The 26204-nt window shown below is 65.7% G+C and carries 25 protein-coding genes; 5 read left to right on the top strand and 20 right to left on the bottom strand.

What is annotated here, in order from left to right:
• Position 1 precedes the first annotated feature (1 nt).
• The 6 genes from GFD32_RS15115 to ampD all read right to left on the bottom strand — a co-directional run bounded on the left by GFD32_RS15115 (position 2) and on the right by ampD (position 8218).
• Entirely contained in the window at positions 2–763 is a 762-nt protein-coding gene (locus tag GFD32_RS15115; protein WP_163577430.1) for a class I SAM-dependent methyltransferase, read from the bottom strand.
• A complete protein-coding gene (gene tsaB, locus GFD32_RS15110) occupies positions 760–1464 on the bottom strand; it encodes a tRNA (adenosine(37)-N6)-threonylcarbamoyltransferase complex dimerization subunit type 1 TsaB (RefSeq protein WP_163577429.1) in 705 nt (234 codons plus the stop codon). Before tsaB ends, GFD32_RS15115 begins: the two co-directional genes overlap by 4 nt.
• Before the next feature lie 266 nt (positions 1465–1730).
• Positions 1731–2387 (bottom strand): adenylate kinase, encoded by a 657-nt coding sequence (gene adk, locus GFD32_RS15105; protein WP_163577428.1) that lies wholly within the window; start codon positions 2385–2387, stop codon positions 1731–1733.
• A gap of 237 nt (positions 2388–2624) precedes the next feature.
• Positions 2625–4604 (bottom strand): pyruvate dehydrogenase complex dihydrolipoyllysine-residue acetyltransferase, encoded by a 1980-nt coding sequence (gene aceF / locus GFD32_RS15100; RefSeq protein WP_163577427.1) that lies wholly within the window; start codon positions 4602–4604, stop codon positions 2625–2627.
• A 60-nt stretch (positions 4605–4664) separates the two neighbouring features.
• Entirely contained in the window at positions 4665–7343 is a 2679-nt protein-coding gene (gene aceE / locus GFD32_RS15095) for a pyruvate dehydrogenase (acetyl-transferring), homodimeric type (RefSeq protein WP_163577426.1), read from the bottom strand.
• Positions 7344–7636: 293 nt separating this feature from the next.
• Entirely contained in the window at positions 7637–8218 is a 582-nt protein-coding gene (gene ampD / locus GFD32_RS15090) for a 1,6-anhydro-N-acetylmuramyl-L-alanine amidase AmpD (protein WP_163577425.1), read from the bottom strand.
• A gap of 78 nt (positions 8219–8296) precedes the next feature.
• On the opposite strand from ampD, the gene nadC reads away from it, so the two are divergent.
• Entirely contained in the window at positions 8297–9145 is an 849-nt protein-coding gene (nadC, locus tag GFD32_RS15085; RefSeq protein WP_163577424.1) for a carboxylating nicotinate-nucleotide diphosphorylase, read from the top strand.
• Between the two features lie 6 nt (positions 9146–9151).
• Here the strand turns inward: nadC and GFD32_RS15080 are convergent, their stop codons facing one another.
• Positions 9152–9679: a GNAT family N-acetyltransferase gene (locus tag GFD32_RS15080; protein WP_240455675.1), complete on the bottom strand. Its 528-nt coding sequence runs from the start codon at positions 9677–9679 to the stop codon at positions 9152–9154.
• Positions 9680–9777: 98 nt separating this feature from the next.
• Here GFD32_RS15080 and tsaA point away from each other — a divergent pair, with 98 nt between their 5' ends.
• Complete coding sequence (gene tsaA / locus GFD32_RS15075; protein ID WP_163577423.1) at positions 9778–10506, top strand: tRNA (N6-threonylcarbamoyladenosine(37)-N6)-methyltransferase TrmO; 729 nt, start codon at positions 9778–9780, stop codon at positions 10504–10506.
• Between the two features lie 13 nt (positions 10507–10519).
• Here tsaA and purC read toward each other — a convergent pair whose 3' ends face one another.
• Genes purC through dapA form a run of 4 tightly spaced genes read right to left on the bottom strand, consistent with a single transcriptional unit; the run spans position 10520 to position 13981 of the window.
• On the bottom strand, positions 10520–11233 hold the full coding sequence (purC, locus tag GFD32_RS15070) for a phosphoribosylaminoimidazolesuccinocarboxamide synthase (protein WP_163577422.1): 714 nt from the start codon (positions 11231–11233) through the stop codon (positions 10520–10522).
• 37 nt (positions 11234–11270) lie between these two features.
• Positions 11271–12071: an MBL fold metallo-hydrolase gene (locus GFD32_RS15065; RefSeq protein ID WP_163577421.1), complete on the bottom strand. Its 801-nt coding sequence runs from the start codon at positions 12069–12071 to the stop codon at positions 11271–11273.
• Positions 12071–13039: a lipoprotein, NlpB gene (locus GFD32_RS15060; RefSeq protein ID WP_240455674.1), complete on the bottom strand. Its 969-nt coding sequence runs from the start codon at positions 13037–13039 to the stop codon at positions 12071–12073. The genes GFD32_RS15065 and GFD32_RS15060 overlap by 1 nt, the downstream gene beginning before the upstream one ends.
• 57 nt (positions 13040–13096) lie before the next feature.
• Positions 13097–13981 carry a 4-hydroxy-tetrahydrodipicolinate synthase gene (gene dapA, locus GFD32_RS15055; RefSeq protein WP_163577420.1) on the bottom strand — a complete coding sequence of 295 codons (885 nt, stop codon included), beginning with the start codon at positions 13979–13981 and terminating at the stop codon, positions 13097–13099.
• 180 nt (positions 13982–14161) lie between these two features.
• Between dapA and GFD32_RS15050 the strand changes: the two genes are divergently transcribed.
• Complete coding sequence (locus GFD32_RS15050; protein ID WP_163577419.1) at positions 14162–14638, top strand: peroxiredoxin; 477 nt, start codon at positions 14162–14164, stop codon at positions 14636–14638.
• 9 nt (positions 14639–14647) lie between these two features.
• Here GFD32_RS15050 and GFD32_RS15045 read toward each other — a convergent pair whose 3' ends face one another.
• Both GFD32_RS15045 and GFD32_RS15040 read right to left on the bottom strand, forming a co-directional pair.
• Positions 14648–15748 (bottom strand): AI-2E family transporter, encoded by a 1101-nt coding sequence (locus tag GFD32_RS15045; protein ID WP_163577418.1) that lies wholly within the window; start codon positions 15746–15748, stop codon positions 14648–14650.
• Positions 15745–15993, bottom strand: a complete 249-nt coding sequence (locus GFD32_RS15040; RefSeq protein ID WP_163577417.1) for a sulfurtransferase TusA family protein — start codon at positions 15991–15993, stop codon at positions 15745–15747. The genes GFD32_RS15045 and GFD32_RS15040 overlap by 4 nt, the downstream gene beginning before the upstream one ends.
• A 131-nt stretch (positions 15994–16124) precedes the next feature.
• On the opposite strand from GFD32_RS15040, the gene GFD32_RS15035 reads away from it, so the two are divergent.
• Positions 16125–17582, top strand: coding sequence for a M48 family metalloprotease (locus tag GFD32_RS15035; RefSeq protein WP_163577416.1), 1458 nt, complete (start codon positions 16125–16127; stop codon positions 17580–17582).
• 86 nt (positions 17583–17668) lie between these two features.
• On the opposite strand, the gene ortB is transcribed toward GFD32_RS15035, so the two are convergent.
• From ortB to GFD32_RS15000, 7 genes are all read right to left on the bottom strand, one after another.
• Complete coding sequence (gene ortB, locus GFD32_RS15030; RefSeq protein ID WP_163577415.1) at positions 17669–19084, bottom strand: 2-amino-4-oxopentanoate thiolase subunit OrtB; 1416 nt, start codon at positions 19082–19084, stop codon at positions 17669–17671.
• Positions 19081–19395, bottom strand: coding sequence for a 2-amino-4-oxopentanoate thiolase subunit OrtA (gene ortA, locus GFD32_RS15025; protein WP_163577414.1), 315 nt, complete (start codon positions 19393–19395; stop codon positions 19081–19083). The genes ortB and ortA overlap by 4 nt, the downstream gene beginning before the upstream one ends.
• A gap of 11 nt (positions 19396–19406) precedes the next feature.
• Positions 19407–20432 (bottom strand): NADP-binding protein, encoded by a 1026-nt coding sequence (locus GFD32_RS15020; RefSeq protein ID WP_163577413.1) that lies wholly within the window; start codon positions 20430–20432, stop codon positions 19407–19409.
• A gap of 18 nt (positions 20433–20450) precedes the next feature.
• A complete protein-coding gene (locus GFD32_RS15015) occupies positions 20451–21734 on the bottom strand; it encodes a TRAP transporter large permease (RefSeq protein WP_163577412.1) in 1284 nt (427 codons plus the stop codon).
• Entirely contained in the window at positions 21731–22258 is a 528-nt protein-coding gene (locus tag GFD32_RS15010) for a TRAP transporter small permease (protein ID WP_163577411.1), read from the bottom strand. The genes GFD32_RS15015 and GFD32_RS15010 overlap by 4 nt, the downstream gene beginning before the upstream one ends.
• Positions 22259–22329: 71 nt before the next feature.
• Positions 22330–23382: a DctP family TRAP transporter solute-binding subunit gene (locus tag GFD32_RS15005; RefSeq protein WP_163577410.1), complete on the bottom strand. Its 1053-nt coding sequence runs from the start codon at positions 23380–23382 to the stop codon at positions 22330–22332.
• Positions 23383–23607: 225 nt separating this feature from the next.
• Complete coding sequence (locus tag GFD32_RS15000) at positions 23608–24510, bottom strand: LysR family transcriptional regulator (RefSeq protein WP_163577409.1); 903 nt, start codon at positions 24508–24510, stop codon at positions 23608–23610.
• A 175-nt stretch (positions 24511–24685) separates the two neighbouring features.
• On the opposite strand from GFD32_RS15000, the gene GFD32_RS14995 reads away from it, so the two are divergent.
• The gene (locus GFD32_RS14995) at positions 24686–26203 is read left to right on the top strand and encodes a M81 family metallopeptidase (RefSeq protein ID WP_163577408.1); all 1518 of its coding nucleotides are present in this window, start codon (positions 24686–24688) and stop codon (positions 26201–26203) included.
• Position 26204 lies beyond the last annotated feature (1 nt).

The following is a 26204-nucleotide window of genomic DNA, read 5'->3' as shown; positions in this document are numbered from 1 at the left end:
CCTACGCCCGCAGCGAACGGTGCACGTAGACGTCATAGCGGCTGGTCTTGCCCTCGATGACATGCCGGGGCGCAGGCCCCGCAATCGGGGGGGCCTGGCGCGGACGCTTGACCACTACCCGATGGGTGGCCACATCCAGCGCGGCCTCCAACAGCCGCGGTGCATCGCCGTCGTCTCCGGCCAACACCCTGAAGAGCCGCATCTCCTTCTTGACCAGCGCCGACTTGTCGCGGTGCGGGAACATCGGGTCGAGATGAATCACCTGAGGCGACACGCCCCCCTCCGCCACCAGGGGTTCGAGCTCCCGCGCGGCGTCGCCACGGATCAGGGGCATCCGCGCGGCAATCCCGGCGATTTCGGGATCGGCCAAAGCGCGCGCCACGCCATCCTCGAGCAGGGCGAAGATCGCCGCCACCCGCTCCACCATCAGGACCTCGGCGCCGAGACTCGCCAACACGAAGGCATCTCGCCCCAACCCCGCGGTGGCATCCACGATCGACGGTGTCATGCCCTTGCTCAGACCGCAGGCCCGGGCGATCAATTGGCCGCGACCGCCACCGAAATGGCGCCGGTGAGCGGCCCGGCCGGCAACGAAATCCACCGCCAGCGGTGCACCGAAGCGCCGCGAGTCGCCGGCCAGAACCAGCCGGTCTCCCTCGCGGCACAACAGCAGTTCTCCCTCGCCGGCGGCGCCCCGGGGCAACCCCAGGCGCTGCGCCAACGCAGCATCCGCCACCACGACCGCCGAACGGGTGCCGCTCATCGCTCCTTCCGCCAGGCCACCTGGTCGCGCAGATAGACTGGCTGCACCGCCTGGGCCGGCTGACCGCCCCCCGCGGCCAGGTCACGCGCGGCCAGCAACGCCATCTCCTCGGCAGCCGGTTCCGGCTCGATCAGGCACTGACCGAGACTGGCCTGGACCGTGGCGGGCATGGCCTCCCACAGCGACCACCCTGAGCCCACGCCCACCCAGTCGAATTCGTCGCTTTCCTCCGGTAGACGCAGGCGTTCGGGCGGCAGTACCGCCTCGGCACTGAGCGCTTCGGCTACCCCGTCGCGACAGCGCCAGGCCGCCACGTAGATCTCCCCCATGCGCGCGTCCAAGGCCGTAACGATGTGCCGGAAGTGATGACGCCGGTGAGCACCCAGCGCCAGTGCCTCCAGCGTGGAAACGCCGAGCAGCGGGCGGTCGAGGCCGAAGGCGAGCCCCTGGGCAACGCCGGCGGCGATACGCAGCCCGGTGAAGGAGCCGGGGCCGCGACCGTAGGCCACGGCATCCAGCGCACTGGGCGCGAGGTCGGCCTCGGCCAGCACCTCGTCGATCATCGGCAGCAGGCGGTGGGTGTGTTCGCGGGGGGTGTGGGCGAAGCGTGCGATCAGCGTGTCCGCCTCGTCCGGGCGGCGGATCAGCAGGGCGGCGGAACAGGCGCGCGAGGAGGCGTCCAGGGCCAGCAGGGTCGGCATGGTCTCGGTTCGTGGCAGCTCAATGTAGAAGCACATTATACGCAACCCGGCCCACGACGACGAAGGCCCGCCGAGGCGGGCCTTTGCAAGGCTATCAGGGAATACGCCAACCAGCTCGGCATCGGGCTGCCCGGGGACAGCCCTGCGAGGAGGCGCTGTAAACCCGTCCGTGGGCGCTACATTCGCCATCCCTGGCGAATGACCTCCTCTGCGGCCTGTCCCCGGCGCCCCTCAAGCATCCGGCCGCCGCTCGGGGGGGGGAAAAATCAGTCCTCCAGGGCCTCGAGCACCTGGCCGGTGATCTCATCGACGCTGCCCACACCAGCCACGCGGTGATAGGCCGGTGCCGCCTCGGGGTCTTCCTGGGCCCACTGCTGATAGTAGTCGACCAGCGGCGCGGTCTGCTCGTGATAGACCGAGAGGCGGTTGCGCACCGTGGATTCGCGGTCGTCGTCGCGCTGGATCAGCGGCTCGCCGGTGACGTCGTCCTTGCCCGGCTCCCTGGGCGGATTGTACTCGACGTGATAGACGCGCCCGGAATCGGGATGCACGCGGCGGCCTGCCAACCGCTTGACGATCTCCTCGTCGTCCACGGCGATCTCCAGGACATGATCGATCTTCACCCCGGCCTCTTTCATCGCCTCGGCCTGGGGAATGGTGCGCGGAAAACCATCGAACAGGAAGCCGTTCTCACAGTCCGGCTGAGCGATGCGCTCCTTGACCAAAGCGATGATGATGTCGTCGGACACCAGCCCGCCGGTGGTCATGATCTCCTTGACCTTGAGGCCCAGCTCGCTGCCCTCCTTGACCGCGGCGCGCAGCATGTCGCCGGTGGAGATTTGCGGGATATGGAATCGCTCGCAGATGAACTGGGCCTGGGTACCCTTGCCGGCCCCGGGCGCGCCCAACAGGATCAAACGCATCGTCGTGCTCCTTGAATGAGGTAGTAGAGGTTGGAATCTCAGGTGGAAAACGATTGGCAACAAACCTTACCCGCGGCCCGTCGGCCAGACAACCGGAAGGCACTCCCACGAATGCTCGCGGCCCCCGGAAGGGGCTTCCATTTCAGCCAATTAGGCATCAAGTTGCACTTTGGTATCCCCAGACGACGACGGCGCCCCGGAAGGGGCGCCGTTGCGGTTCGACGAAGTCGAACCGCGTCACATCAATAGGCGACGGATGTCGCTGAGCGCAGCGGCCAAAAAGGCCGTGAAGCGTGCCGCATCGGCCCCGTTGACCGCCCGGTGGTCGTAGGAGAGCGACAGCGGCATCATCAGCCGCGGCGCGAACTCCTGGCCATCCCATACCGGCTTCGTCTGCGCCTTGGAGACGCCGAGGATGGCCACCTCCGGGGCGTTGACAATGGGCGTGAAGGCAGTGCCACCGATGGAGCCCAAGCTGGAGATGGTGAAACAGCCGCCGGTCATCTCCTCGCGCTTGAGCTTCTTGCCTTGCGCCTTGCCGGCCAGCTCTACGGACTCCTTGGCCAACTCGATCAGCGACTTGCGGTCGGCATCGCGAATCACCGGCACCATCAGCCCATCCGGGGTGTCCACGGCGATGCCAATGTGCACGTATTTCTTGTGCACCACGGTCTCGCCGTCGGCCTTGAGGCTGACGTTGAACTGCGGGAACTTGCGCAGCGCGAAAGCACAGGCCTTGATCAGGAACGGCAGCGGCGTGAGTTTGGCACCCTGAGCTTCGGCCTCGGCCTTCATGGACTTACGGAAGGCCTCCAGCTCGGTGATGTCCGCTTCGTCGAACTGGGTGACGTGAGGCAGATTGACCCAGCTGCGATGCAGGTTGGTGGCGCCCATCTTCATCAGGCGTCCCATGGGCTTCTCTTCCACCTCGCCGAACTGGCTGAAGTCCTGATCGGGGATCGGCGGAATGCCGCTGCCGCCCGGAGCGGAAGCGGCAGCCTGTGCCGGCGCCTGGGCCTTGCCCGCCATCACCTGCTTGACGTAGGCGTGCACGTCCTCCTTCAGCACCCGTTCCTTGGGTCCGGAAGGCTTGACCAGGGCCAGATCGACACCCAGTTCGCGGGCCAGCATGCGCACTGCCGGACCGGCATGCACCAGCTTGCCCGAACGCGGCTTGTGAGCCGCCATCTGCGCCTCGGGGCTCGGCGTGCCCACCGGGGTCGGGACGGGCTCGTCGGCCTTGGGCGTCTGCGCCGGCTTCTCCGGCCGTTGTGCCGCCGGCTCTGGCTTGGCGGCCCCGGCCGTCTCGATATAGCCGATCAGGTCACCCTCGGAAACCGTATCGCCCTCCTTGACGGTGAGCTCGACCAGCTTGCCCTGGTAGGGACTCGGCACGTCCATGGAGGCTTTGTCGGACTCCAGCGTGATCAGCGGGTCTTCCTCGTTCACCTCGTCACCGGCACTGACGGCGACCTCGATGATCGGCACGTCGGACGCACCGGAGAGGTCCGGCACGCGGATCTCCTTGCGCTCGGGCTCGCCGGAGGGGGCTGCTTCGGGCGCCGCTTCGGCTGCCGGGGACTCCGCGGGTGCCTCTGTCGGCGCGGCCTCTTCACCACCTTCTCCGGCCAACTCCACGGTGCCGATGACATCGCCCTCGGAAACGGTGTCGCCTTCCTTGACGGCCAGCGACACCAGCTTGCCCTGGTAGGGACTCGGCACGTCCATGCTGGCCTTGTCGGACTCCAGCGTGATCAGGGTGTCTTCCTCGGCGATTTCATCGCCCTCGGAGACGGCCACGTCGATGATCTCGACGTCCTCGGAACCACCCAGGTCGGGCACCTTGATCTCGACGATACGCTTGCCGCCACCGCCTGACCGCGACGCGGGCTTCGCCTCGGGGGCAGCCGATGCTTCCTCGGCAGGCGCGGGCTCCTCGGCCGCCTTGGCCTGATGTGGGGCAGAGGTTTCGCCGGCATCTTCCGCTTCGAGCTCGACGATAGCATCGCCTTCGGAGACGGTGTCGCCTTCCTTCACCAGCACCTTGACGACCTTGCCGCCCTTGGGCGACGGGACGTCCATGCTGGCCTTGTCGGACTCCAGCGTGATCAGGGTGTCTTCGGCGTCGATGACGTCGCCCTCGGCGACGGCCACTTCGATGATTTCGACATCTTCGCTACCGCCGATATCGGGAACTTTGATGATTTCGCTACTCAAGGTCGCGCTCCTTCCAAATCGTGCCTGGAACGGGCGGGATTCCCCGCCCGGCCACCGGGATCAGCTGGTCAGCGGATTGGGCTTGTTGGGATCGATGCCGTATTTCGCGATCGCCTCGCCGACGACCTTGCGATCCAACTCACCGCGATCCGCCAGTGCCTTGAGCGCCGCTACCGTGACGTGGTAGCGATCGACCTCGAAGAAGTGACGGAGCTTCTCGCGGGTATCGGAACGGCCGAAGCCGTCGGTACCCAGCACGTGGTAGTCGGTCGGCACCCAGGCGCGAACCTGGTCGGCGAACAAGCGCATGTAGTCGGTAGAGGCGATGGCCGGCCCTTCGCGGCCCTCGAGACAGGCGGTCACGTGGGGCTTGCCCGGCTCGGCCTCAGGGTTGAGGAAGGCCTCACGATCCAGGCTCAGCGCCTCGCGACGCAGCTCGTTAAAGCTGGTCACGCTCCAGATGTCGGCGCCTACGCCCCAGTCGTCGGAGAGCAGTTCGGCCGCTTCCTCGACCTCGCGCAGTATGGTGCCGCAGCCCAGAAGCTGTACGTGCCCATTGTCGCCCTGGGTTGCGCGCAACCGGTACATGCCCTTGACGATGTCGTCGGCCGGCACCTCCTCGAGCTCGGGGTGCTCGTAGTTCTCGTTCATCACCGTCAGGTAATAGAAGCAAGGCTCCTTGTCGACGAACATCCGTTTCAGACCGTGCTGGACGATCACCGCCACTTCATGGGCATAAGTGGGATCATAGCTGCGGCAGTTGGGGATCGTCGCAGCCTGGATGTGACTGTGGCCATCCTGGTGCTGCAGGCCCTCGCCATTCAGCGTGGTGCGTCCGGCAGTGCCGCCCACCAGGAAGCCGCGCGCCTGCAGGTCGCCGGCTGCCCAGGCCAGGTCGCCGATGCGCTGAAAACCGAACATCGAATAATAGATGTAGAACGGCAACAGGGGCAGACCGTGGTTGGCGTAGGAGGTGGCCGCGGCGATCCACGAGGACATGGCGCCCGCCTCGGTAATGCCCTCCTCGAGCACCTGACCGGCCTTGTCCTCGCGATAGAACATCAGCTGGCCCTTGTCCATGGGCTCGTACTTCTGCCCCTCGGAGGTGTAGATGCCGAGCTGGCGGAACATTCCCTCCATGCCGAAGGTGCGAGCCTCGTCGGGCACGATGGGCACCACTTGCTTGCCGAAGCCCTTGTGCTTGACCAGCCCATTCAGGATGCGCACGAAGGCCATGGTGGTAGAGACTTCGCGCCCCTTGGAGCCGCCCATCTGGCTGGCGAAGATCTTGTCATCCAGCCCGGGAATGGCGAGGGGCTCGAAGTCGTGACGACGCGCCGGCAGATAGCCGCCCAGCCGCTCGCGCTGCAGGTGCATGTACTTCAGTTCGGGCGTGTCGTCGGCCGGCTTGTAGTAGGGTATTTCGTGCTCGATCTCGCTGTCGGAGACCGGGATGCCGAAACGGTCGCGGAAACGCTTGAGTACCTCCGGGTCGTCGATGGACTTGACCTGGTGGGCTTCGTTGTCCGCCTCGCCACCGTCGGCTCCCAGGCCGTAGCCTTTGACGGTATGTGCCAGCACTACGGTGGGGCGGCCGTTGGTGTTATTCACGGCTTCATGGTAGGCCGCATAAACCTTGAAGGGGTCATGGCCGCCGCGGTTGAGCTTCCAAATGTCCTCGTCGGACATGTCCTTGACCATTTCGGCGGTTTCCGGGTACTTGCCGAAGAAGTTCTCCCGGGTATAGGCGCCGCCGCTAGACTTGCAGTTCTGGTACTCGCCGTCGACGGTCTCGTCCATCACCTTCTGCAGGACACCTTTCTTGTCCTTCTCGAACAGCGGATCCCACAGGCGACCCCAGACCACCTTGAGCACGTTCCAGCCAGCGCCGCGGAAGACGCCCTCCAGCTCGTCCATGATCCGTGAGTTGCCACGCACCGGGCCGTCGAGACGCTGCAGGTTGCAATTGATGACGAAGATCAGATTGTCGAGCTTCTCGCGGCTGGCCAGATGGATGGCACCCAGCGATTCCGGCTCGTCGCATTCGCCGTCACCGAGGAAGGCCCAGACCTTGCGATCCTGCATCGGCTGCAGGTCTCGCTGATCGAGATACTTCATGACGTGGGCCTGGTAAATCGCCATGATCGGCCCCAGTCCCATGGAGACAGTGGGCAGTTGCCAGAAGTCGGGCATCAGCCAGGGGTGCGGATAGGAGGAGAGACCGTCACCATCGACTTCCTGGCGGTATTTGTCCATCTGATCTTCGGTGAGCCGTCCCTCGAGGAAAGCGCGGGCGTAGATGCCCGGGGAGCTATGGCCCTGGATGAACACCAGGTCGCCCTGGAAATCGCCGTTGGGAGCTCGGAAGAAGTGGTTGAAGCCCACCTCATAGAGGGTCGCACTGGACATGTAGCTGGCCAGGTGGCCACCGATGCCCTTGTGCTTGCGGTTGGCGCGGGTAACCATCGCCGCCATGTTCCAGCGGATCATGGAACGGATCTTGCGCTCCATGAACAAGTCGCCCGGCATCGGCGCTTCGCGATGCACCGGAATGGTGTTGCGATGCGGCGTGGTTGCCGAGAAAGGGGGTTGCGTACCGTCGCGACGCAGCCGATCGGCCAGACGCGTCAGCAGATAGCGGGCACGCTCCTCGCCCTCGTGGTCCAGAACCGATTCGAGGGATTCCAGCCACTCTTCGGTCTCGATCGGATCCAGATCCTCTCTTGCTTCCAGACTCATAGACGTCTCTCCGAATGACGATGTGATGTCAGTATGGCCCACGTCGCCACGACGGGGGCGGTAGCTTGGCTGACGATCAGGGGAACCGGCCGCCGGGCGGCATCTTGTAGTGGTTTTACATAATGGGTGCTGTGGCACATACCACCAATGTCGCAGAACATACCGCAAACAGGGCTCGCTGCCAATTCATACACAATGAAACCATTTTCCATTTTTTCTACATTGCATTGCAACACAAGCTCTTACGCAACCAATGGTCGGAATCGCTTGCCATCGCGCCGGATGTAATAAAACTACCGTATGATTGATTGGCGCTCTCCCTTTTCCGCCAGCCAGCTGCGCAGATAGGCCCAGTCGAAAGCCGGGCCCGGGTCGCTCTTGCGCAGCGGCGCAACATGGGCATGGCTGGTAATCCGTGATGGCGTGATGGCCGGATAGGCGACCATCAAGGCCTTCAGCGTATCCGCCAGTGCCTGATACTGAACGGCGCGATACGGCGTCGTCTCATCGCCCTCCAGTTCGATACCCACGGTGAAATCGTTGAGCGCACAACGCTGCCGACCCGCGTCACGCCAACATGAGCGACCGGCATGCCAGGCACGCGCGTGGAAAGGCACGAACTGCACGCATTCGCCGTCGCGGCGGATCAGCAGGTGCGCCGAGACACGCAATCCGCTGATGGCTGCAAAGAAAGGATGTCCCTCGGGGTCGAGACGATTGGTGAACAGCCGCTCGATGGCATCGCCGCCGAACACCCCAGGCGGCAGACTGATCGAATGCAAAACCACTGCCGAGACTTCGCCCGCCGGCCGCGCATCCTGATTGGGCGACGGTACCTGCCGTGCGCCAACCAGCCAATGATCGTCGATTCGCATGCCGCTCCCCTGACGCCGAGATGGGTGTTTCCCCTATAATGACGAATCCCGAACCCCATCAACAGAACCGGAGCCGCCATGCACTACCAGGATGCCCTTGCCGAGGAAATCCGGGCCAGCGCCGCTCGCCTGCTGGCCGAGGACGTCGGGCCCGGTGACATCACCGCTCAGTTGATTCCCGAAGCGCACTGGTCACGGGCACGCGTCATCACCCGCGAGCCGGCGGTGCTGTGTGGCGTGGCCTGGGTCGACGAACTCTTTCGCCGCCTGGATGCCAGCGTGGCACTGCGCTGGGCCGCCGCCGACGGTGACCGGCTGGAGGCCGGCGACTGCCTGCTCGAGCTGGAGGGCCCTGCGCGCAGCCTGCTCACCGGTGAGCGTGCCGCACTCAACCTACTCCAGACGCTCTCCGCCACCGCCACCCGCACCCGCCGCTATCTCGATCTGCTCGACGGCACCGGCGTGCGGCTGCTCGATACCCGCAAGACACTGCCCGGCCTGCGCCTCGCCCAGAAGTACGCCGTTACCTGCGGCGGCGGGCACAACCACCGCATCGGCCTGTACGACGCCTTCCTGATCAAGGAGAACCATATCGCCGCTTGCGGCGGCATCGCTGCGGCAGTGGATGAAGCACGGCGCATCGCCAGCGACTTGCCGGTGGAAGTCGAAGTGGAAACCTTCGAGGAGCTCGATCAGGCGCTCGCAGCCGGCGCCGATATCGTGATGCTCGACAACTTCGCGCTCGACGACCTGCGCGAGGCGGTACGCCGCACGGCTGGGCGTGCCACCCTGGAGGCCTCCGGAAACGTCGACGAGTCGACCCTGCGCGCCATCGCCGAAACCGGCATCGACTGCATCTCGAGCGGTGCCTTGACCAAAGACATCCAGGCGGTCGACCTGTCGATGCGCTTCATTGAGCAGGGCTGACCTCCCTCACGTCTCAATGGCGATCAGGCGCTTCTCGAGGCGGCGACGCTGGAGCCTCTCGCCGCCGCGCTCCACCCACTCGTCGCCGAGATCACGCCATCCGCGCCGCACCAAGGCATCGGCGAGCATCAGACTCGCCTCGATCACCACGCGATCGACGCCATGTTCCAGCAGCAATCGTTCGGCATGAACCAGCAGGGTCGTGCCGATGCCACGCCGGGCCAGCGAGGGCCACACGTAGAGGGTGACGATGCGCCCCATGGAGATGTCGAGCTCGGTAAAACCCACGCAGCGTCCGTCACAGGTCGCGACTAGCGTGGTATAGAGCGCCTGCCGGGCCACCCAGGCACTGGCTTCCCGGGGCAGCACCCCGGCCCAGGCTTCACGCTGAATGACGCTGTAGTGCGCCGCGGCGCCCTGCATCACGGCATGGTGGAAGACTTCGGCCTGGTCGGCGGCATCCTTCGCCTTGGCCAGCCGATAGAGGATGCGCGGCGTTGCCTGCCTGGCGCCGCTCATCGCCGTTTGCATCATGTTTGCCCTGCGCCAATGAGACTGCACCGAGAGTACACAAGCCGAAGCCGCTCGCCAATGGACTCGCCCGCCTCATCTGGGACGGGCATAATCGTCGCATGACGCAAACCACTGCCCCCGTTCCTACGCTGACCCCGATCGGCCATCTGGAAAGCGACTTTCCCGACAAGTTCGGCATTCCCCGCCAGCCCGGACTGGCGCCGGCCGCTCGTGCCGTGCTGACGCTGGCCCCCCCCTACGACGACCCGCTCGCCGTACGCGGACTCGATGCCTTCAGCCACCTGTGGCTGACCTTCCTATTCCATCGAAGCCCACCGCGCTGGACGCCGCTGGTTCGTCCACCGCGTCTGGGCGGCAACGCCAAGGTCGGCGTGTTCGCCAGCCGCAGTCCTTCCCGGCCCAACCGGCTGGGCCTGTCGCTGGTGGAGCTCCTCGACATCGATACGCGCCACGGCGTGAGGCTGCGGCTCGGCGGCGCCGACCTCGTCAGCGGTACGCCGGTACTCGACATCAAGCCTTACCTGCCCTGGACCGAGTCACGCCCTGAGGCACGCGGCGGCTATGCCAACGCGGCGCCCCAGCGCCTGGGCGTGAGGTTTTCGGCCGCCGCGAACGCAACCTTGGCCACCCGCCCCGATGGCGATTCGCTACGCGACCTGATCGAACAGGTGCTGGCCCAGGATCCGCGCCCCGCCTACCGCAACGGGAGCGAGTCGCGAATCTACGGGGTGCGGCTGCGCGACGTGGACGTTCGCTTCTGCGCCGAAGCGAACGCAGTTGGCCCGTCCTGGCTGCACGTCGTCGAGATCGTGCCGGCCCACGAGTGACTGAGCCACGGTTTCAGTCGAAACCGACGCCGATGCGCCGCCCGACCTCCTCGTAGGCCTCGATGACGCCACCCAGCCCCTGGCGGAAACGGTCCTTGTCCAGCTTTTCGCGGGTCTCGGCGTCCCACAGCCGGCAGCCGTCCGGCGAAAATTCGTCACCCAGCACGATCTCGCCCTTGAACAGGCCGAACTCGAGCTTGTAGTCCACCAGCAACAGGCCGCCATCGGCGAACAGCCGCTTGAGCACGTCGTTGACGCGAAAGGTCAGCGCCTTCATCTCGGCAAGTTGCTCGGGGGTAGCCCAGCCGAAGGTTTCGGCCAGCGACTCGTTGATCATGGGGTCATGCAAGGCGTCGTTCTTGAGGAACAGCTCGAAGGTGGGCGGGTTCAGTTCCTTGCCCTCTTCCACGCCGAGGCGCTTGACCAGGCCACCAGCGGCGATGTTGCGTACCACACACTCCACCGGAATCATGTCGAGTTTCTTGACCACGCTCTCGGTATCGGAGAGGCGCTGCGTGAAGTGGGTGGGAATGCCCGCCGCTGCCAGCTGTTCCATGATGAAGGCGTTGAAGCGATTGTTGACCATTCCCTTGCGCGCCAGTGACTCCATGCGCTCGCCGTCGAAGGCGCTGGTATCGTCACGAAACGTCAGTATCAGATGGTCGGGATCATCGGTGGCGAAGACCGACTTGGCCTTGCCGGCATAGAGTTCTTGACGCTTTTCCATGAATGTCTCCAGGCAGGAATAGAGAAGAAAGGTGGGGTCACTCGATGCGCTGCCAACCCACGCCCTCGGCCTGGGCGGCCACGAGCAGCCGTGAGTCGTCACCGTCGAGCAGCGGTATCAGGGCGTCTCTGACCCGCTCGGCACGGTTGTTGTGTTCGGAAAGATGCGAACAGACGATGCGCTGCAGCCGGTCGAGCCCCAGCCTCGGCAGCAGCGACGCCGCCTGGGCATTGGCCAAGTGCCCCCAGTTGCCGCCCACGCGGCGCTTCAGCCGCGGCGGGTAGGGGCCCTCGGCAAGCATCTGCACGTCATGATTGCATTCCAGCACCAGCGCATCGCAACCGGCGAACGCCCGGGTCACGTGTTCGGTACCATGACCGAGATCGGTGAGCACACCCAGACTGCGTGCACCGGCCGTGAAGCGGAACTGCACGGGTTCGCGAGCGTCGTGGGGCACCGTGACCGGCTGGACACGGATCCCGCGGACCGCAAAGGGCGCCTGTGGCGTGATCCAGTGCTGGCTCGGCACCTCACCCAGCCGACCGGCTAGCCAGGTGCCCGGAGTCAGGTAGACCGGCACGCCATGACGCCGCGCCAGCGGCCCAACGCCGCGCAGATGGTCACCGTGCTCGTGAGTGACCAACACGGCATGGAGCTGGCGCGGATGCACCCCGAGACGCGCCAGGCGCCGCTCCGTTTCGCGCAAACCGAAGCCGCAGTCGACCAACAGGCACGTCTCGCCGTCGCTGACCAAGGTGGCGTTGCCCTTGCTGCCGCTGCCCAGCGATGCGAAATGCAGTCGCCCCGCCGAACCGGCCGGCGCAAGCCACTCGGCCATCAGCGCAGCAGGCCTGCCACCCGCTCCAGCAGTTCGCGGGCATCTTCTTCCGTATAGCGACGCTCGCTCGCGTTCAAGGCCCGCAACACCGTCCGCTCGGAACCGTCGGACTCGAGGGCCAGACGGATCGTCTGCGGTGTTTGACGCACGTCCGGGCTGAGGATGATGTCGATCATGCCGCGCTCGCGCTCGCTGGCCGTCATATACTCGACCAGGAAATCGTGGTTCTCGGCGTCTTGCTCGAGCAGTTGACGTCGCCCCTCGACGGTGAAATCGGCCTCCAACTGGTGGCTCAACTCTGCCCAGACGCGGTCGATGTCGAGCGGAATTTCGACGACCCACTCGCCGCTGCTGCGCTGGGTGAAACGCAGGCGATCTTCCGTGGCGAGGCGCTGCCCGCTGAGCGACGCGGCACTGGCAGTCGCGCTGCGCGCGCTGAAGTGTTGCTCCAGGGCATCCAGACAACTGGCCACCGGACGTCCCTCCTGCTCACAGCGCACTTCGCTGTCGCCGGCGCGCAGCCCCTGGCGAACGCTCAGCCGCCCCTGGCCGGTCACGATCTCGCCGCGCTCGTTGTCCACTCCCTGCACGGCGAGGCCACGAGAATTGGCAAAATCCTGCAACTGCGGCCATACCGTGCCCGGGTCGGCTCCCACCACCAGCCAGCGGTCGCTGCGCACTTCACGCCGCTCGACGAAGTCACGCTCCACCGCACGGCCGGCAGCCAGGCGAGAAGGCAGCGGCGTGTCGACGGGGTCGCTGCCGAGGCGCGAAGCATTGGCTCGAGGGACCGGCATGGCATCTTCATAACGCCGGTCGTTGCGACTCTCGGGCAGCACCAGTGGATCGCTGCGCTTTGCCTCCACGTAGTCGAGGTTCCGGTCATCGTAGAAGCCCTCGCGGGCACAGCCGGCAGTGGCCAGAGCAGCGACCGCCACCAGCGGCATCCATTTCAGCGCAGAGTTCATGCATCCACCTTGCATCGGGTTGTCGGGGCAATGCGTCGCCGAGTGGGCGTGCACCGCTCAATCATCGATCACGCCGGCCAGCTGCAGGGCCTCGCCCACGGTCGAATGGTATTTCTCGGAAAGCCAGGTCAATGGCAGGCGTATGCCCGGCTCGATGAGCCCCATCCGGTTCAGGGCCCACTTGACGGGTATCGGGTTCGCCTCGATACCGAGGTTGGTGTGCAGCGGCATCAGGCGCGTGTTGATGGGGTGTGCTCGGTCCGTATCGCCGGCCACCGCGGCGGCACACAGCTCATGCATGGCTTGCGGCGCGACATTGGCCGTCACCGAGATATCGCCGTGGCCGCCCATCAGCATGAAGTCGCAGGCCGTGCCATCGTCGCCGGAATAGAGCATGAAGCCGCTGCCCGCCAAGCGCCCGATCAAGTCCTCGGCACGCTCCAGGTTACCGGTCGCATCCTTGAGGCCGATGATGTTGTCGACCTCGGCGAGACGCAGCACCGTCTCGTTGTAGAGATCCGAGCAGGTGCGCCCGGGCACGTTGTAGAGGATCACCGGCAGGCGGCTCCCCTCGGCCACCGCCTTGAAGTGCTGGTAGAGCCCTTCCTGGGTCGGCTTGTTGTAATAGGGGCACACCGACAGGCAGTAGTCGGCACCCACCTCGCTGGCGTAGCGTGCCAGCTCCACCGCCTCGGAGGTGGCGTTGGCACCGGTACCCGCAATGACCGGAATACGGCCGTTCACCTCCTCGACCACAGTGCGGATGACGTCGAAGTGCTCGGCGAACGACATGGTGGTGGGCTCGCCGGTGGTGCCAGCGGCAACGATGGCATCGGTACCGTTGTCGAGGTGGAAGTTCACCAGGCGACGCAGAGCCTCCCAATCGATGTCGCCATTGACTTTCATCGGCGTCGCCAGGGCGACGATGCTGCCTGTGATCATGTCCTACCTCTCGCTGTTGCCGCTCTCGCGCATTGGACCTGCCGCAGCGCCCAGTTGCCAAAAGGTAAATGGTACTCAGGCAGCCGAAGGCTGTACAGCACGCCAGCAGCTTTGACAGTACGGCGGCAGTTGCGTGTAATCGAGGCTCCCCTGAACCCTCACGATCGACCAGGAGCCTCCATGACCGTAGCCATCGGCCTGCCCGTTCCCGACTTCACTGCCACCGCCACCGGCGACACCACCGTGACCCTCTCGGCACTCCAGGGTAAGCAGGTGGTCATCTACTTCTACCCCAAGGCCAGCACGCCAGGCTGCACCACCGAGGGAGGCGACTTCCGTGACCGCAAGCCAGACTTCGATGCCGCCAACACGGTCATCCTCGGCGTCTCCCGGGATGGCCTTCGCGCCCAGGAGAACTTCAAGGCCAAGCAGGGCTTCAACTTCGAGCTCATCACCGACAAGGACGAGACGCTCTGCCGACTGTTCGATGTCATCAAGCTCAAGAAACTCTACGGCAAGGAGCATCTGGGCATCGAGCGCAGCACTTTCCTGATCGATGCCGAAGGCCGCCTGGCCCGAGAGTGGCGGGGCGTGAAGGTCAAGGGCCATGCTCAGGAGGTGCTGGAAGCCGCACAGGAGCTGCATGTAGGGTCTTGAGGCGCGCCGTCACTCCTCCACCAGCTCCTGCTGCGCCACTTCGGCCTGGCGGGACTGGATACCTCGCGGCCAGGCATAGACCAACGCTTTGATCAGCGTGGCCAGCGGAATGGCGAAGAAGATTCCCCAGAATCCCCACACTCCGCCGAAGAACAGTACCGCCAGGATGATCGACACCGGATGCAGATTGACCGCCTCGGAAAACAGAATCGGCACCAATACGTTACCGTCCAGCGCCTGAATGATGCCGTAGGCGACCAGCACGTAGACGAACTCGTCGGTCATCCCGAAATGAAAGCCGGCCACCGCCGCTACCGGCAGCGTGGCCACTGCGGCCCCGATGTAGGGCACCAGCACCGAAAGCCCCACCAGCACGGCCAGCAGCGCCGAGTAGGGTAGCCCGAAGAAGGCGAAAGTGAGAAAGGAGACGGTGCCGACGATGACGATCTCGATGAACTTGCCGCGCACGAAATTGGCGATCTGGTCGTCCATCTCCTGCCAGATACGTGTCATCAGGTCGCGCTGCTGCGGCAGCAGCGACAGCGTGAAGCCCACCAGGCGGTCACGGTCCTTGAGCATGAAGAACACCAGAATCGGCACCAGCACCAGGTAGACGATCAGCGCCACGACGTTACCCAGCGACGCCAACGACAGCGTCAGCGCGCGCTGCCCGAACTGCGTCATCTCACGCCCCGCCGCGGCGATCCAGTTCTGGATCTGGTCGGGGGTGATCAGGTTGGGGTAGCGCGCCTGCAAGTCGTCCAGCAGCTGTTGTCCACTGGCGAACATGCGCGGCGTCTCCTGAACCAAGCCTACCAACTGGTTCCAGATAAGCGGCATCAGGATGAAGGCCATGGCCAGCAATATGCCGATGAAACCGAGAAAGACCACCATCACTGCCAGCAAGTGTGGGGCGCCCTGCCGCTCCAGCCAACTCACGGCTCCCTGCAGCAGGAAGGCGATCACCAGGGCAGTGAGAAACGGTGCCAGCATGCGGCCCAGCACCACCACCACGGCAATCCCCAATGCCAGCAACACCAGTAGAATCACGGCTTCTTCATCGGAGAAGTAGTGCTCGACCCAGCCCTTGAAGACGGTACGCAGTGTCATGGCGTTGGCTCCCCGCCCTTGCGCAGCCAATAATGGAAGGTGTCGTCGCGCGTCTCACGGGCCACGAGCTGATGTACGCTCTGCTCGGCGAATGTCTCGAAATCGCGCCACGAGCCGGCATCGGTCGCCAGCACCTCTAGCAGTTGTCCCTCGGAGAGGCGCGACAGTGCCTGCTTGGCCTTGAGCAGCGGCAGCGGGCAGGGAAGGCCACGGGCATCGAGCACGTCGTCAGGTTGCACAGCCATGAGGTCTCCCGAGATGATGAATGGGGATGTCGCCTGCCAGCGTCATCGAATCCCCTGCGATTTAAAGGCACTTTGCAGGTCGAAGCAATGTCCGATACAGAACCGATCGCTCAATCACCACGAGGAAGGCCATGCTGCGTCACCTTCGCTCCGGCCTCATCGCCGGCTCACTGATTGCCGGCCTTGCCGTGCATCCCGCTCAGGCCATGGCCGCGGATGACTATGGACTGCCCAGCCTGGGCGGAGCCAGCCAGGTAGCCAGCGACGCAGAGTACGAGCTGGGACGCGCCTGGCTGCGTCAGTTCCGGGCCCAGGCACCGACTTGGCAGGACCCCTTCGCTCAGGCGTATGTGGAGTCACTGGTGTCCCGGCTCATACCGTACAGTGACCTGGCGAACACCCGCACGGTGGTCACCCTGGTGGAAAGCCGCACGCTCAACGCCTTTGCCGTGCCTGGCGGCGTGATCGGCATCAATGCCGGGCTATTCGCCTTTGCCGACGAGGAGGATGCCGCTGCCTCGGTAGTGGCACACGAACTCGGCCACCTGTCCCAGCGTCACTACGCCCGCAGCATGTCACGCGCCGAACAGACCCAATTGCCCGCCATGGCTGCCATGCTGGCCGGCCTGCTGATTGCCGCCAGCGGCGCCGGGGATGCCGGCATGGCGGCAGCGATGGGCTCCCAGGCGGCACTGCTGCAGGACCAACTGAGTTATTCGCGGCGCTTCGAGCAGGAGGCCGACCGTATCGGGCTCCAGGCGATGACTCAGGCCGGCTTCGATCCTCAGGCCATGGTACGCATATTCCGCGCCATGCAGCGCCAGGTCAGCCTGCAAGGCGGCAACCCGCCCGAGTTCCTGCTGACCCACCCGCTAACCGACTCGCGTCTCAGCGACATCGCTTCCCGCGCCGGTCAGTTGGAGGCCACAGAAACGTCGCCGACGCAGGCCACGCCGCTCTACCACATGATCCGGGCACGGGCACTGCTGACCCTGCATGATCGAGAACCTCGGCAAGCCGTCACCCGTCTGGCCCAGGGCGATGCCCCCGAGACGGCCCGACGCTACCTGGATGCGCTTATCGTTGCCCAGCGCGGCGACGCGGACAGAGCCTTGAGCGAACTCGACCGGCTGGCCGAGGAGCTACCCGACTTGCCCCTTCTGCCGGCCAGCGCCGCCAAGGTCGCCTTCGAGGCCGGCCGCTACGATGAAGCCATCCGGCGCAGCCGGGGGCTGCTACGCCTGATGCCCGGCCACATACCTACACGCCTGGTGCTCGGCGAGGCGTTCCTGCAGCGCGATCCCGACGAAGCTTATCGCGTGCTGCGCGATCTCGCTCAGGAACGCCCCGAAGATCCCCAGATTTTCGGCCTGCTCGCCGAAGCCGCAGGCCGTAGCGGACGCGAAGCCTGGGGGCACCTGGCTCGCGCCGAGCAGCTGCAGCTCAGCGGCGAGATCGACCGCGCCATCCGCCAGCTCGACGTCGCCAGCGACGTTGCCGAACGCGACGGCGACCGTTCCGCCGCCAGCCGCATCGAAACCCGACGCGAGGACTTCATCGACTACCGCGAGACGCTGGAGACGTTCTAGGCCTAGAGACGGCTCTACAGTATGCAAACGTTGTCTGCCATACAGCCGACCCCGTCAGCAATCCCCCTTCGGCACGATGTCTGCGCTCAGTTCCTGGTCTGCGCCTCGAGCACCCGCTCGACGAAGGCGGTATCGGTGCGGGTTTCCGCCGCGAGGAAGGCGATGTCTTCCTGGCGCGTGACCCGCCCTTCGGGCACCAGCGTGGTGGCCTTGCGAATGAGGCTCTTGCGCACCCGGTCCAGATCGACGTCGCGAACGCGCAGCCGCGAGGGGTGATCGGGTATGACCACCGACTCGCCTGGCACTTCGTCATCGCTGTCGCCTCGCCGTATGTCGATGCCGCGAGAGCGGGCGAAGCTGAGCTGCGCCGAGGGCTGCTTGCCGGCGCCGGCGTACTCGGTCTCCTGCACCACGATGGTCTGGCCTGCGTCCATCTCCTGGGCCAGGGCCAGCGCGCCGGCCAGGGCCACGTTGCCGGCCGGGCCGCGCTCGAGACCTTCCAGCCTGGCGAGCATCTCGGTCATGTAGAAGACCTCGCCCTGCTTGAGCAGCAGGTAGCGATCCATGTAGCGCAGGGCGCGGGCGGCGTTGCGCGGCACGTCAGTGCGATCGGGCCAGCCGGCGAAGGGAATGCCGAAGCCGGTGTGGCCGGTGGTGAAGTGCTTACGATTGAAGTCGCGGTCGCTGGCCATGTGCAGGCCAGTCAGATCGACGCTGGCGGCCACCACCTGGGTATCGGTGGCACCCGCCTTGAGCAGGCCCCGGGCGGTCCCGGTCAGATTGCCGCCGCCGGCGTGGGTGCACATCACCACGTCGGGGGCGCGACCGGTGGCGGCGGTCATCTGCTCGACGATCTCGACACCCAGCGGTTCCACTCCGGCGATGGCGTAGGGCGTATAGAGCGAGGCGTTGAAGTAGCCGGTTTCCTCGAGCACGCGCAGGAACTGGTAGAAGAGCTCGGGCCCCACGCTGAGCTGTAGCACCTCGGCGCCGTAGATCTCGCACGCCCGGCCCTTTTCGAGGATCTCCGGCTGACCGATGCCTAGGCTGTCGAAGACCTCCTGCACGACGATGCAGTCCAGGTTGCGCATGGCTGCCTGGCTGGCCACCGCGGCACCGTAGTTGCCGCTGGTGGCCGCCACGGCACCGCGAAAGCCGGCCTGCTGGGCATGGTGCAGGCTGAGGGAGGCCCGGCGTGCCTTGTAGCTGCCTGAAGGGTTGGCAGCTTCGTCCTTGACGAAGATGCGCGCCCCCTTGCCCGGCGGCGCCAGAAGCCTCCCCAGCTCGGTGATCTGCTTGAGCTCGATCAGCGCAGTATCGCCCACGCCTGAGTCGGCCTGGATGCGCCGGATGGTATCGACATCGTAGTCGACCATGCCCATCAGCGCCTCGTAGTCGAAGGCGATGGGATGTTCGAGGAAAGGAGAGTAATCCAGCCCCAGCGCCGAGAGCATGGTCTCGTTGCGACGCGCCATGACCGAGGCGTAATCCACCTGTTTCATGAGCTCTTCCTCCCCTGGGTGAGAATGGCACGTGCCTGCTCGCCGGCCTCCAGCAGCTCGGGAATCGCCGCCCCGAAATCGTGGCCGTAAGGCGGATTGATCGCCTCCAGCCGGCCCCAATAGTGGCGACCGAGCGTCGAACGCACTTCCACGTCGTCGCCGGCCCGGGCGGTTTCGGGGGCGACTTGCCACCCCTTCACGCGCCTGTCGAGGGGAACGTGCTGGGTTTCGGCGGGAATGCTGTCGGCACGCTCGCCGGGGGCGAGTACCGTGGTGCGAATCTGCACCCACTGGCCGCAATGGCTTTGCATGGTGGCCTCCTTCAGGCGGCTGGTGAATGAACGGAGCGTGGGCTGGTCAGCGGTAGCTCGTTGAGGTGCACGAGCCCCGGGGCGGCCTGGGCCAGGTAGGCGATGGCGTTCACGGCGCACGCCGCGGTACCGGCACCGCCGGCGACTTCGGGGCTGATGCGCATCTCGATGGTCTGGTCGCCGCTGATGCACGCGACATCGGCGGTCTCGATGCCCTCCAGCTCGGGGCGAATCTGCTGGGGATGTTCCAGGCGGATCACCTCCCGCTCGCCGCAGTAGGCCACGGCCTCGTGATGGCAGCCGGCCACCTCGCCCGGTGCCACCGACACGTAGGGCGTCGAACGCGCCACCCGCGAGACGATGGGCGACTTGCGCTCTTCGATGCGGTCGATGGTCCAGCCCAGGTGGGCGGCCATCAGGCCGATGGACTGACGAAAGCCCACATGCCCTACCACCTCGCCCGAGGCGATGGCCGCTTCGAAGGCCTCGGGCACGAGCCCCACACCCTGGCTGTCGAGTACCGTGGCGCCGAAGTCGGAGAGGTCGTTGCAACGCCGGGCGTGCACGTGGCTGACCTCGCCACAAGGCACGGTCAGTGCCAGCAGCAGCACATCCATGGCAAACCCCGGATTGACGCCGGTGCCCAGCAGGCGGGCCTCGTGCGCCCTGGCCAGCGTGTCGAGCTCGGCGGCGAGCCCGGCATCGGCCGCCGCCGGATAGGCCATCTCTTCGGCGATGGTGACGACGTCGTGGCCATGCGTCAGGCAGGTGCGCAACAGCGGTGCCACGTCGACCAGGAACGAGCCCGTGGCGTGCAGCACGGTGGCCTTTTCGCCGTCCAGCGCCGCATCGAGGTCCGGGGTCACGGTGAGCGGCCTCTCGGGCGCGGGGCTGTCCAGCAGCTCGTGCAGGCGCTTGCCCGCCTTGGCGGGGTCGCGATCCACCACCGCGCGAATGCGGTAGCCGCGGGCCAGCGCCAGGCGAGCGATGCGCTGCCCCATGGCGCCCAGGCCACAGAGAATCAGGTCGTTGGGCATGCAGGGTTCCTCTCTAGGTCAGTGCAGCCCCAGCCACGCCGGCAGCGTGAGGGCGATAGCGGGAAAGGCGATGACCAGTGCCAATACCAGCACCTCCACCAGGATGAACGGCAGGATGCGCAGCATCAGCCGCTCGAAGGACACCTCCCCCACCGAAGCGGCCACGAACAGGCAGGCCCCGAGCGGCGGCGTGGCCAGGGCGATGTTGAGGTTGACGATCATCACGATGGCGAAGTGCAGCGGGTCGATGCCCAGCGACACGGCAATGGGATGGAGAATGGGCCCCAGGATGATCAGCACGGCGGTCATCTCCATGAACATGCCGACGATCAGCAAGGCGAAGGAGACGACGAACAGGAAGATGAGCGGATCGTCGCTGATGCCCAGCAGCAGCGCCGCCAGTTCCCCGGGCACGCCCTCCTTGGCCAGCACCCAGCCGAGGATCGAGGCCGCCGCGAGGATGATGAACACCGAACCGGAGGTGCGCACCATGTCGTAGAGCAGCGCACCGATGTCCTTCCAGCCCAGGTTGCGATACACGACCACGCCCACGATCAGCGCATAGAAGACGGCCAGCGCACCCGCCTCGGTGGGCGTGACGATGCCCCCCAGGATCCCGCCGAGGATGATCACCGGCATCATCAGTGGCACCAGAGCCCGGCGCGTGGCCGCCGCCAGGGGCGGCGTGTCGCGGCGCAGCGCGGCCACCGGCAGGTCGTCGCGCTTGGCGCGCCAGGCAATGTAGCCCATCAGCGCCACGGCCATGAGGATCCCGGGCAGGATGCCGGCGGCGAACAGGCCGGCGATGGAGACCTGCATGAGCGAGCCGTAGATCACCATGATGATCGAGGGCGGAATGATCGGTCCGATCACCGACGACGACGCGGTGACAGCGGCGGCGAAGGCACGCTCGTAGCCCTGAGCGTGCATGGTGGGAATCATCATGCGCCCGATGGCCGCCGTGTCGGCCACGGCAGCACCGGTCAAGCCGGCGAACAGCACCGAGACCAGCACGTTGACGTAGGCCAGCGCCCCACGCACGCGCCCGACCATGGCGTTGGCCAGATCGACGAGGCGGTCGGTGATGCGAATGCGGTTCATCATGTCGCCGGCCAGAATGAAGAACGGCATGGCCATCAGCGAGAACATGTCGATACCGGAAAACAGCCGCATGGGCACCAGCCGCAGCAACGCCGTGCCGCCACTCTCCAGCAGGGCGTAGATCGCCGTGATGCCGATGGCAAATGCCAGCGGCGTGCCGAGCATCACCAGCAGCACGAACAGGCCAATCATCCAGATCATGACAGGCCTCCCGGTTCGGCGGCGTGCCCGTCATCGGGTAGCCCGCCGGTCAGCAACAGCAGGGTGCGCAGCAGGTGCTGCACGAGCATCAGCGCACCGGCCACGGGCACCGCGAGCAGCGGCCAGAGCATGGAGATACCCAGCGACGAGGCCGACTGGTTGGCACCGCGCCAGGCAGCCGACCAGCCCTCGACGGTCATGACCCAGAGGAAGCCGGCAATGGCCAGGGCCACGGCGAGATCGCCGATCAGGCGCAGCAGGCGGGGCAAGCGCTGGCGAATGGTGTTGATGCGGATATGCTCGCCATGTCTCAGAGTGATGGCGGCACCGACCAGACCGATCCACACCATGAGATAGCGTGCCAGGGCTTCGCTCCACATCAGCGGGTCGTTGATGACGTAGCGAAACACCACGCCCGCCAGCACCACGACCACCATGCCGCCGCCGGCCACGATCAGGGGAATCGCCGTGGCGATTTCCAGCCAGCGAGCCAGACGATGAATCCAGGAATGAAAGACGGACACGCGTCGCCTCCCGTCAGGTGAAGGACAACGGGAGCCCGCCGAAACGGGCTCCCAAGATCACCACGGGCCGATCACTCAGCGCCGTAGACGGCGGACTCGGCGGCTTCCACGGCGTCGAGCAGCGCCTCGGCCAGCGCGACGGCATCGTCGCCGAACTCGCTTTCCAGAGACTGCATGACGGCCGGCACCGAACGCTCGCGGAATTCGGCCAGCTCTGCCGGGCTCGGTGAATAGACTTCCAGACCGGCTTCCTGAAGGAACTCGGTGCCGAACTGGGTGGCGCGCAAGCCCAGCTTGGCGCCGCGCCCAGCCACCTTGGCGGACTCCACGGCATGGCGGAAGATGCGCCGCTGCTCGTCGTCCAGTCCACTCACGAAGTCGTCGCTGGCCACCCACCAGTCGGCACCGTAGAGGTGGTTGGTGAGGGTGGCGTAGTCCTGCACCTCCTGCAGGTTGCCGATGGCCATGATCGGAATGGGGTTGTGCTGCGCGTCCACCACGCCGGTCTCCATGGCGCCGTAGAGTTCGTCCCAGGGCACCGGCGTGGCGGACGCGCCCAGGGCATCCATCATGGTGATGTGGCTGGGCACCTGCATGGTGCGCACGCGCAAGCCTTCCATGTCCTCGGGACTCTTCACCGGTCGCTCGCTGTTGGTGAAGACGTAGAAATCCCCGGCGGTCACCGCCAGCAGGTGCAGGCCAGTGGCTTCCTGTAGCTGCGCGGAGAGACGCTCGCCGAATTCGCCGTCGAAGACGCGCTCGGCCACCACGGTGTCCGGAAAGGCGAACGGCAGGTCGATAGCGTTCATGGCCGGGTAGAATTGGCTCAGTCCACCGATGGCCGCCACGTTGACGTCGATGACGCCGGCCTGGGTCAGCTCCATGCGATCGCGCTGGTTGCCCATGGCGCTGGCCGCCTGGATGTCGACGGTCATCTCACCGTTCGACCGTGTCTCGATCACGTCCTTGAAGACCATGGCCGAGAGGTGCGCCGCCGAGGTCTCGACGTTGGCCGGCTCCTCATGGGCCAGAGTGATGGTCATCGCCAGCGATGACAGCGGAAAGGCCAGGCATGCGCCCAGCGCAGTGAGTGACAGCGTTTTTATCGACTTGTATGCGTTCATGGCACCCTCTGTTGTTGTGTGACGTGGCGGAAGCCGCCCGTCGGATGGTGGCGATTCACGGAACGTGAGCCGTATGCCCACCCCGCGAACGATCCGAAAGACTCGATTGCGTTGCCCAGTGTCCGATGCTCGGCATGTCACGACGCCTTCCCTTCACCGAGTGTATGCGCGAAGCGTTCGACAACAAGCATCAATATTCGACACCGGATTGCCGAGATTGGAACGCTATGTGGCTGCCTCACGCAGATGCTCAGCCAGGATGTCGCCGAAACGGCGTGTCACGGGCGGTAGGGTGCGGTGTCGTCGCGCCATCAATGTCAGGTGCGCATCGCGCAGTGGCGGGTCCTGCAACGGCTTGGCCAGCAATCGTCCGTCATCCAGCTCGTTGACGAAGGAGCACTTGGGCAGGATCGATACCCCCTGCCCGCTCAGGGCGAAGCCGGTTAGACCAAAGATCGAGTCGCAGTGCAGCGGTACTTGCAACTGAATGTCCGCCCGTTGGCGAACCACGCGGTCGATGAGATCGCGCAGGCCGTAGCTGCTGTCCGGCGGGATGGCCACCGGGTAGTCGGCCAGGTCAGCCAGCTCGGGAGCGGCATGGGGAAAGTCGAAGTCGGGTGAGTGGACGGCATAGAGCGGAGCGGGTACCTCCTCGAGCACCATGACGTCGCGATGCAATGGCGGATCGAGTGCCAGGCCCAGGTCGACCTCGTCGGCAGCCACGGCGCGCACCACGCCGGTACTGCCGGCACGGTTGACGAAGATCTTGACCCCCGGCGAGCCCGGCCGGAAGGCGGCGATGGCATCGGTGAGGATGCTGCCGATGGTGCCTTCCACACAGTAGAGGCGAATCTGCCCGCGGCGCAGATCCTTGATCGCCTCGATCTCGCCCACCGCCCACTCTTCGTTGAGCAGAGTCTGGCGGGCATGATCGTAGTAGATTCGTCCGGCATCGGTGAGTCTGAGTCCCCGCGCATGGCGCTCGAACAGCGGCACCCCCAGATCCTCTTCGATCTGGGTGATGCGCCGGCTCAACGCCGACGCCGCCACGTTGAGCTTCTCGGCTGCCTTGCGGATGGAGCCTTCGTTGGCCACGGTGTAGAAATAGCGTAGCTGCACGTCTCGCATCGTTTCGTCCCGTATCGTCGTCGCTTTCCATCATCGGCGCACGTCGGCGCTGCCACAACCGACGGATTGCCGCAGTGCGTATTGACACTCCATGACACCGCGAGTAAAAACGGCTTTTCCGATGCCGCATGCATGACGCCCCAACGCGTTGAACGAAACGATGGGGTGCTCACCAATGCCGCGCAACATTCTGCTCGCGCAGTTCATGCACGAGACTAATACTTTCTGCGCCCGCACGACGGGCGTCGAAGCCTTCCGGGGTTTCTACTGCCACGAAGATGGCGCGGTCATTCCCGCCCTGGCGGATACCCAGAACGAGATCGGCGGCATGGTCGAGGTGGCCCGTGAGCACGCTTGGTCGCTGATCACGCCAGTAGCCACCTTCGCCACCCCAGGCGGTCCGGTCACCCAGGCCGCCTGGGAAAGCTTCGGCGAACGCATTCTCGCCGCGGCCAGCACAGCGGATTCGCTGGACGGGGTACTGCTCTCGCTGCACGGCGCCATGGTGCTGGAAGACGGCCAAGACGGCGATTTCCGCCTGGTGCGCGAACTGCGCGAACGCCTGGGCCCGCAGGTCCCCATCGTGGTGAGCCTCGACCTGCACGCCAACCTCGATCCGGACATGGCCAACCACGCCCAGGCCATCCTCTCCTACAAGAGTTTTCCCCACGTGGACATGCGGGCCACGGGTCGCAAGGCGGCGCAGCTGTTGGCCGACCGACTCGACGGCTCTCAGCGCCCGCTGGCCACCGCGGTGGTCAAGCTGCCGATGATCACCCTGCCAGAAGGCGGTCGCACCGACCGCACTCCCATGACTTCCCTGCTCGCGCTGGCTCAACGGCACGAGGCCGCTCACCCCGAGATCGTCGACGTGAGCCTGAATGCGGGCTTTTCGTTTTCCGACGTGCCGGAGATCGGCCCTTCGGTGACGGTAGTGCACCATGGCGCCCCGGCACTGGCCCAACGCATTGCCGAGGAGATCGGCAAGGCGATGTGGCAGGCCCGGGATGCCGAACAGGAAGCCGTTCTCAGCCCCGAGACGGCAGCCTGCGTGGCGCTCGCCTATGCCCCGGAACGCCAGGGCCCACTGGTGCTGGCCGACCTATCGGACAACCCTGGCGACGGTGCCTATGCCGACAGCACCGCCCTGCTGGCCGCCCTCGACCATGCCTACGGACGCGCCAAGGCCCCGCCGGAGACGCTGTTCGGCGCCCTGCACGACCCCCAGGCGGTGGAGGCAGCCTGGCAGGCCGGTGAAGGCCAGACGCTGGAGATGGCCATTGGCGGCAAGGCCGATCCGCACTTCGGCGGCGGCCCCTTCATCGCCACGGTTCGGGTCAAGCGCCTGGGCGACGGCAAGTATCGAGTGGAAAGCCCAATGTGGGAAGGCGTGGAACAGTCGTGCGGTCGCTGCGCACTGCTGGAGATCGGTGCCATCGAACTGCTGGTCACCAGCCTGGCCACCCAGGCGCTGGATCTGGGCATCTTCCGCAGCCTGGGTGCCGACCCGGCCGCCAAGCGGGTGGTCGCGCTGAAGTCGACCCAGCACTTCCGAGCGGCCTACGGCCCCATCGCCGGTGCGATCCACCTGGTCGACGGCGGCGGGCTGACCAGCCCCGACCTCTCGCGGCTGACGTATCGTCGCGTACCGCGCCCGATCCACCCGCTCGACGCGGAAGCGACATCGACATAAC

The sequence above is a fragment of the Halomonas faecis genome (genome assembly GCF_010993975.1).
Classification (GTDB): domain Bacteria; phylum Pseudomonadota; class Gammaproteobacteria; order Pseudomonadales; family Halomonadaceae; genus Halomonas; species Halomonas faecis.
Note: the sequence above shows the minus strand (reverse complement) of the source record. Positions and strands in the feature narration are given on the sequence as shown.

Bases quoted from the DNA above. Each gene is read 5' to 3' on its own strand.
- adk (WP_163577428.1), bottom strand. From the start codon at position 2,387: ATGCGTTTGATCCTGTTGGGCGCGCCCGGGGCCGGCAAGGGTACCCAG.
- ampD (WP_163577425.1), bottom strand. From the start codon at position 8,218: ATGCGAATCGACGATCATTGGCTGGTTGGCGCACGGCAGGTACCGTCG.
- GFD32_RS15035 (WP_163577416.1), top strand. From the start codon at position 16,125: ATGCTGCGTCACCTTCGCTCCGGCCTCATCGCCGGCTCACTGATTGCC.
- GFD32_RS15065 (WP_163577421.1), bottom strand. From the start codon at position 12,071: ATGGCCGAGTGGCTTGCGCCGGCCGGTTCGGCGGGGCGACTGCATTTC.
- GFD32_RS15005 (WP_163577410.1), bottom strand. From the start codon at position 23,382: ATGAACGCATACAAGTCGATAAAAACGCTGTCACTCACTGCGCTGGGC.
- GFD32_RS15060 (WP_240455674.1), bottom strand. From the start codon at position 13,039: ATGAACTCTGCGCTGAAATGGATGCCGCTGGTGGCGGTCGCTGCTCTG.
- ortA (WP_163577414.1), bottom strand. From the start codon at position 19,395: ATGCAAAGCCATTGCGGCCAGTGGGTGCAGATTCGCACCACGGTACTC.
- tsaA (WP_163577423.1), top strand. From the start codon at position 9,778: ATGACGCAAACCACTGCCCCCGTTCCTACGCTGACCCCGATCGGCCAT.
- ortB (WP_163577415.1), bottom strand. From the start codon at position 19,084: ATGAAACAGGTGGATTACGCCTCGGTCATGGCGCGTCGCAACGAGACC.
- GFD32_RS15045 (WP_163577418.1), bottom strand. From the start codon at position 15,748: ATGACACTGCGTACCGTCTTCAAGGGCTGGGTCGAGCACTACTTCTCC.
- GFD32_RS15000 (WP_163577409.1), bottom strand. From the start codon at position 24,510: ATGCGAGACGTGCAGCTACGCTATTTCTACACCGTGGCCAACGAAGGC.
- GFD32_RS15015 (WP_163577412.1), bottom strand. From the start codon at position 21,734: ATGATCTGGATGATTGGCCTGTTCGTGCTGCTGGTGATGCTCGGCACG.
- aceE (WP_163577426.1), bottom strand. From the start codon at position 7,343: ATGAGTCTGGAAGCAAGAGAGGATCTGGATCCGATCGAGACCGAAGAG.
- purC (WP_163577422.1), bottom strand. From the start codon at position 11,233: ATGGAAAAGCGTCAAGAACTCTATGCCGGCAAGGCCAAGTCGGTCTTC.
- GFD32_RS15080 (WP_240455675.1), bottom strand. From the start codon at position 9,679: ATGATGCAAACGGCGATGAGCGGCGCCAGGCAGGCAACGCCGCGCATC.
- GFD32_RS15050 (WP_163577419.1), top strand. From the start codon at position 14,162: ATGACCGTAGCCATCGGCCTGCCCGTTCCCGACTTCACTGCCACCGCC.
- tsaB (WP_163577429.1), bottom strand. From the start codon at position 1,464: ATGCCGACCCTGCTGGCCCTGGACGCCTCCTCGCGCGCCTGTTCCGCC.
- GFD32_RS15040 (WP_163577417.1), bottom strand. From the start codon at position 15,993: ATGGCTGTGCAACCTGACGACGTGCTCGATGCCCGTGGCCTTCCCTGC.
- nadC (WP_163577424.1), top strand. From the start codon at position 8,297: ATGCACTACCAGGATGCCCTTGCCGAGGAAATCCGGGCCAGCGCCGCT.
- dapA (WP_163577420.1), bottom strand. From the start codon at position 13,981: ATGATCACAGGCAGCATCGTCGCCCTGGCGACGCCGATGAAAGTCAAT.
- GFD32_RS15020 (WP_163577413.1), bottom strand. From the start codon at position 20,432: ATGCCCAACGACCTGATTCTCTGTGGCCTGGGCGCCATGGGGCAGCGC.
- GFD32_RS15115 (WP_163577430.1), bottom strand. From the start codon at position 763: ATGAGCGGCACCCGTTCGGCGGTCGTGGTGGCGGATGCTGCGTTGGCG.
- GFD32_RS14995 (WP_163577408.1), top strand. From the start codon at position 24,686: ATGCCGCGCAACATTCTGCTCGCGCAGTTCATGCACGAGACTAATACT.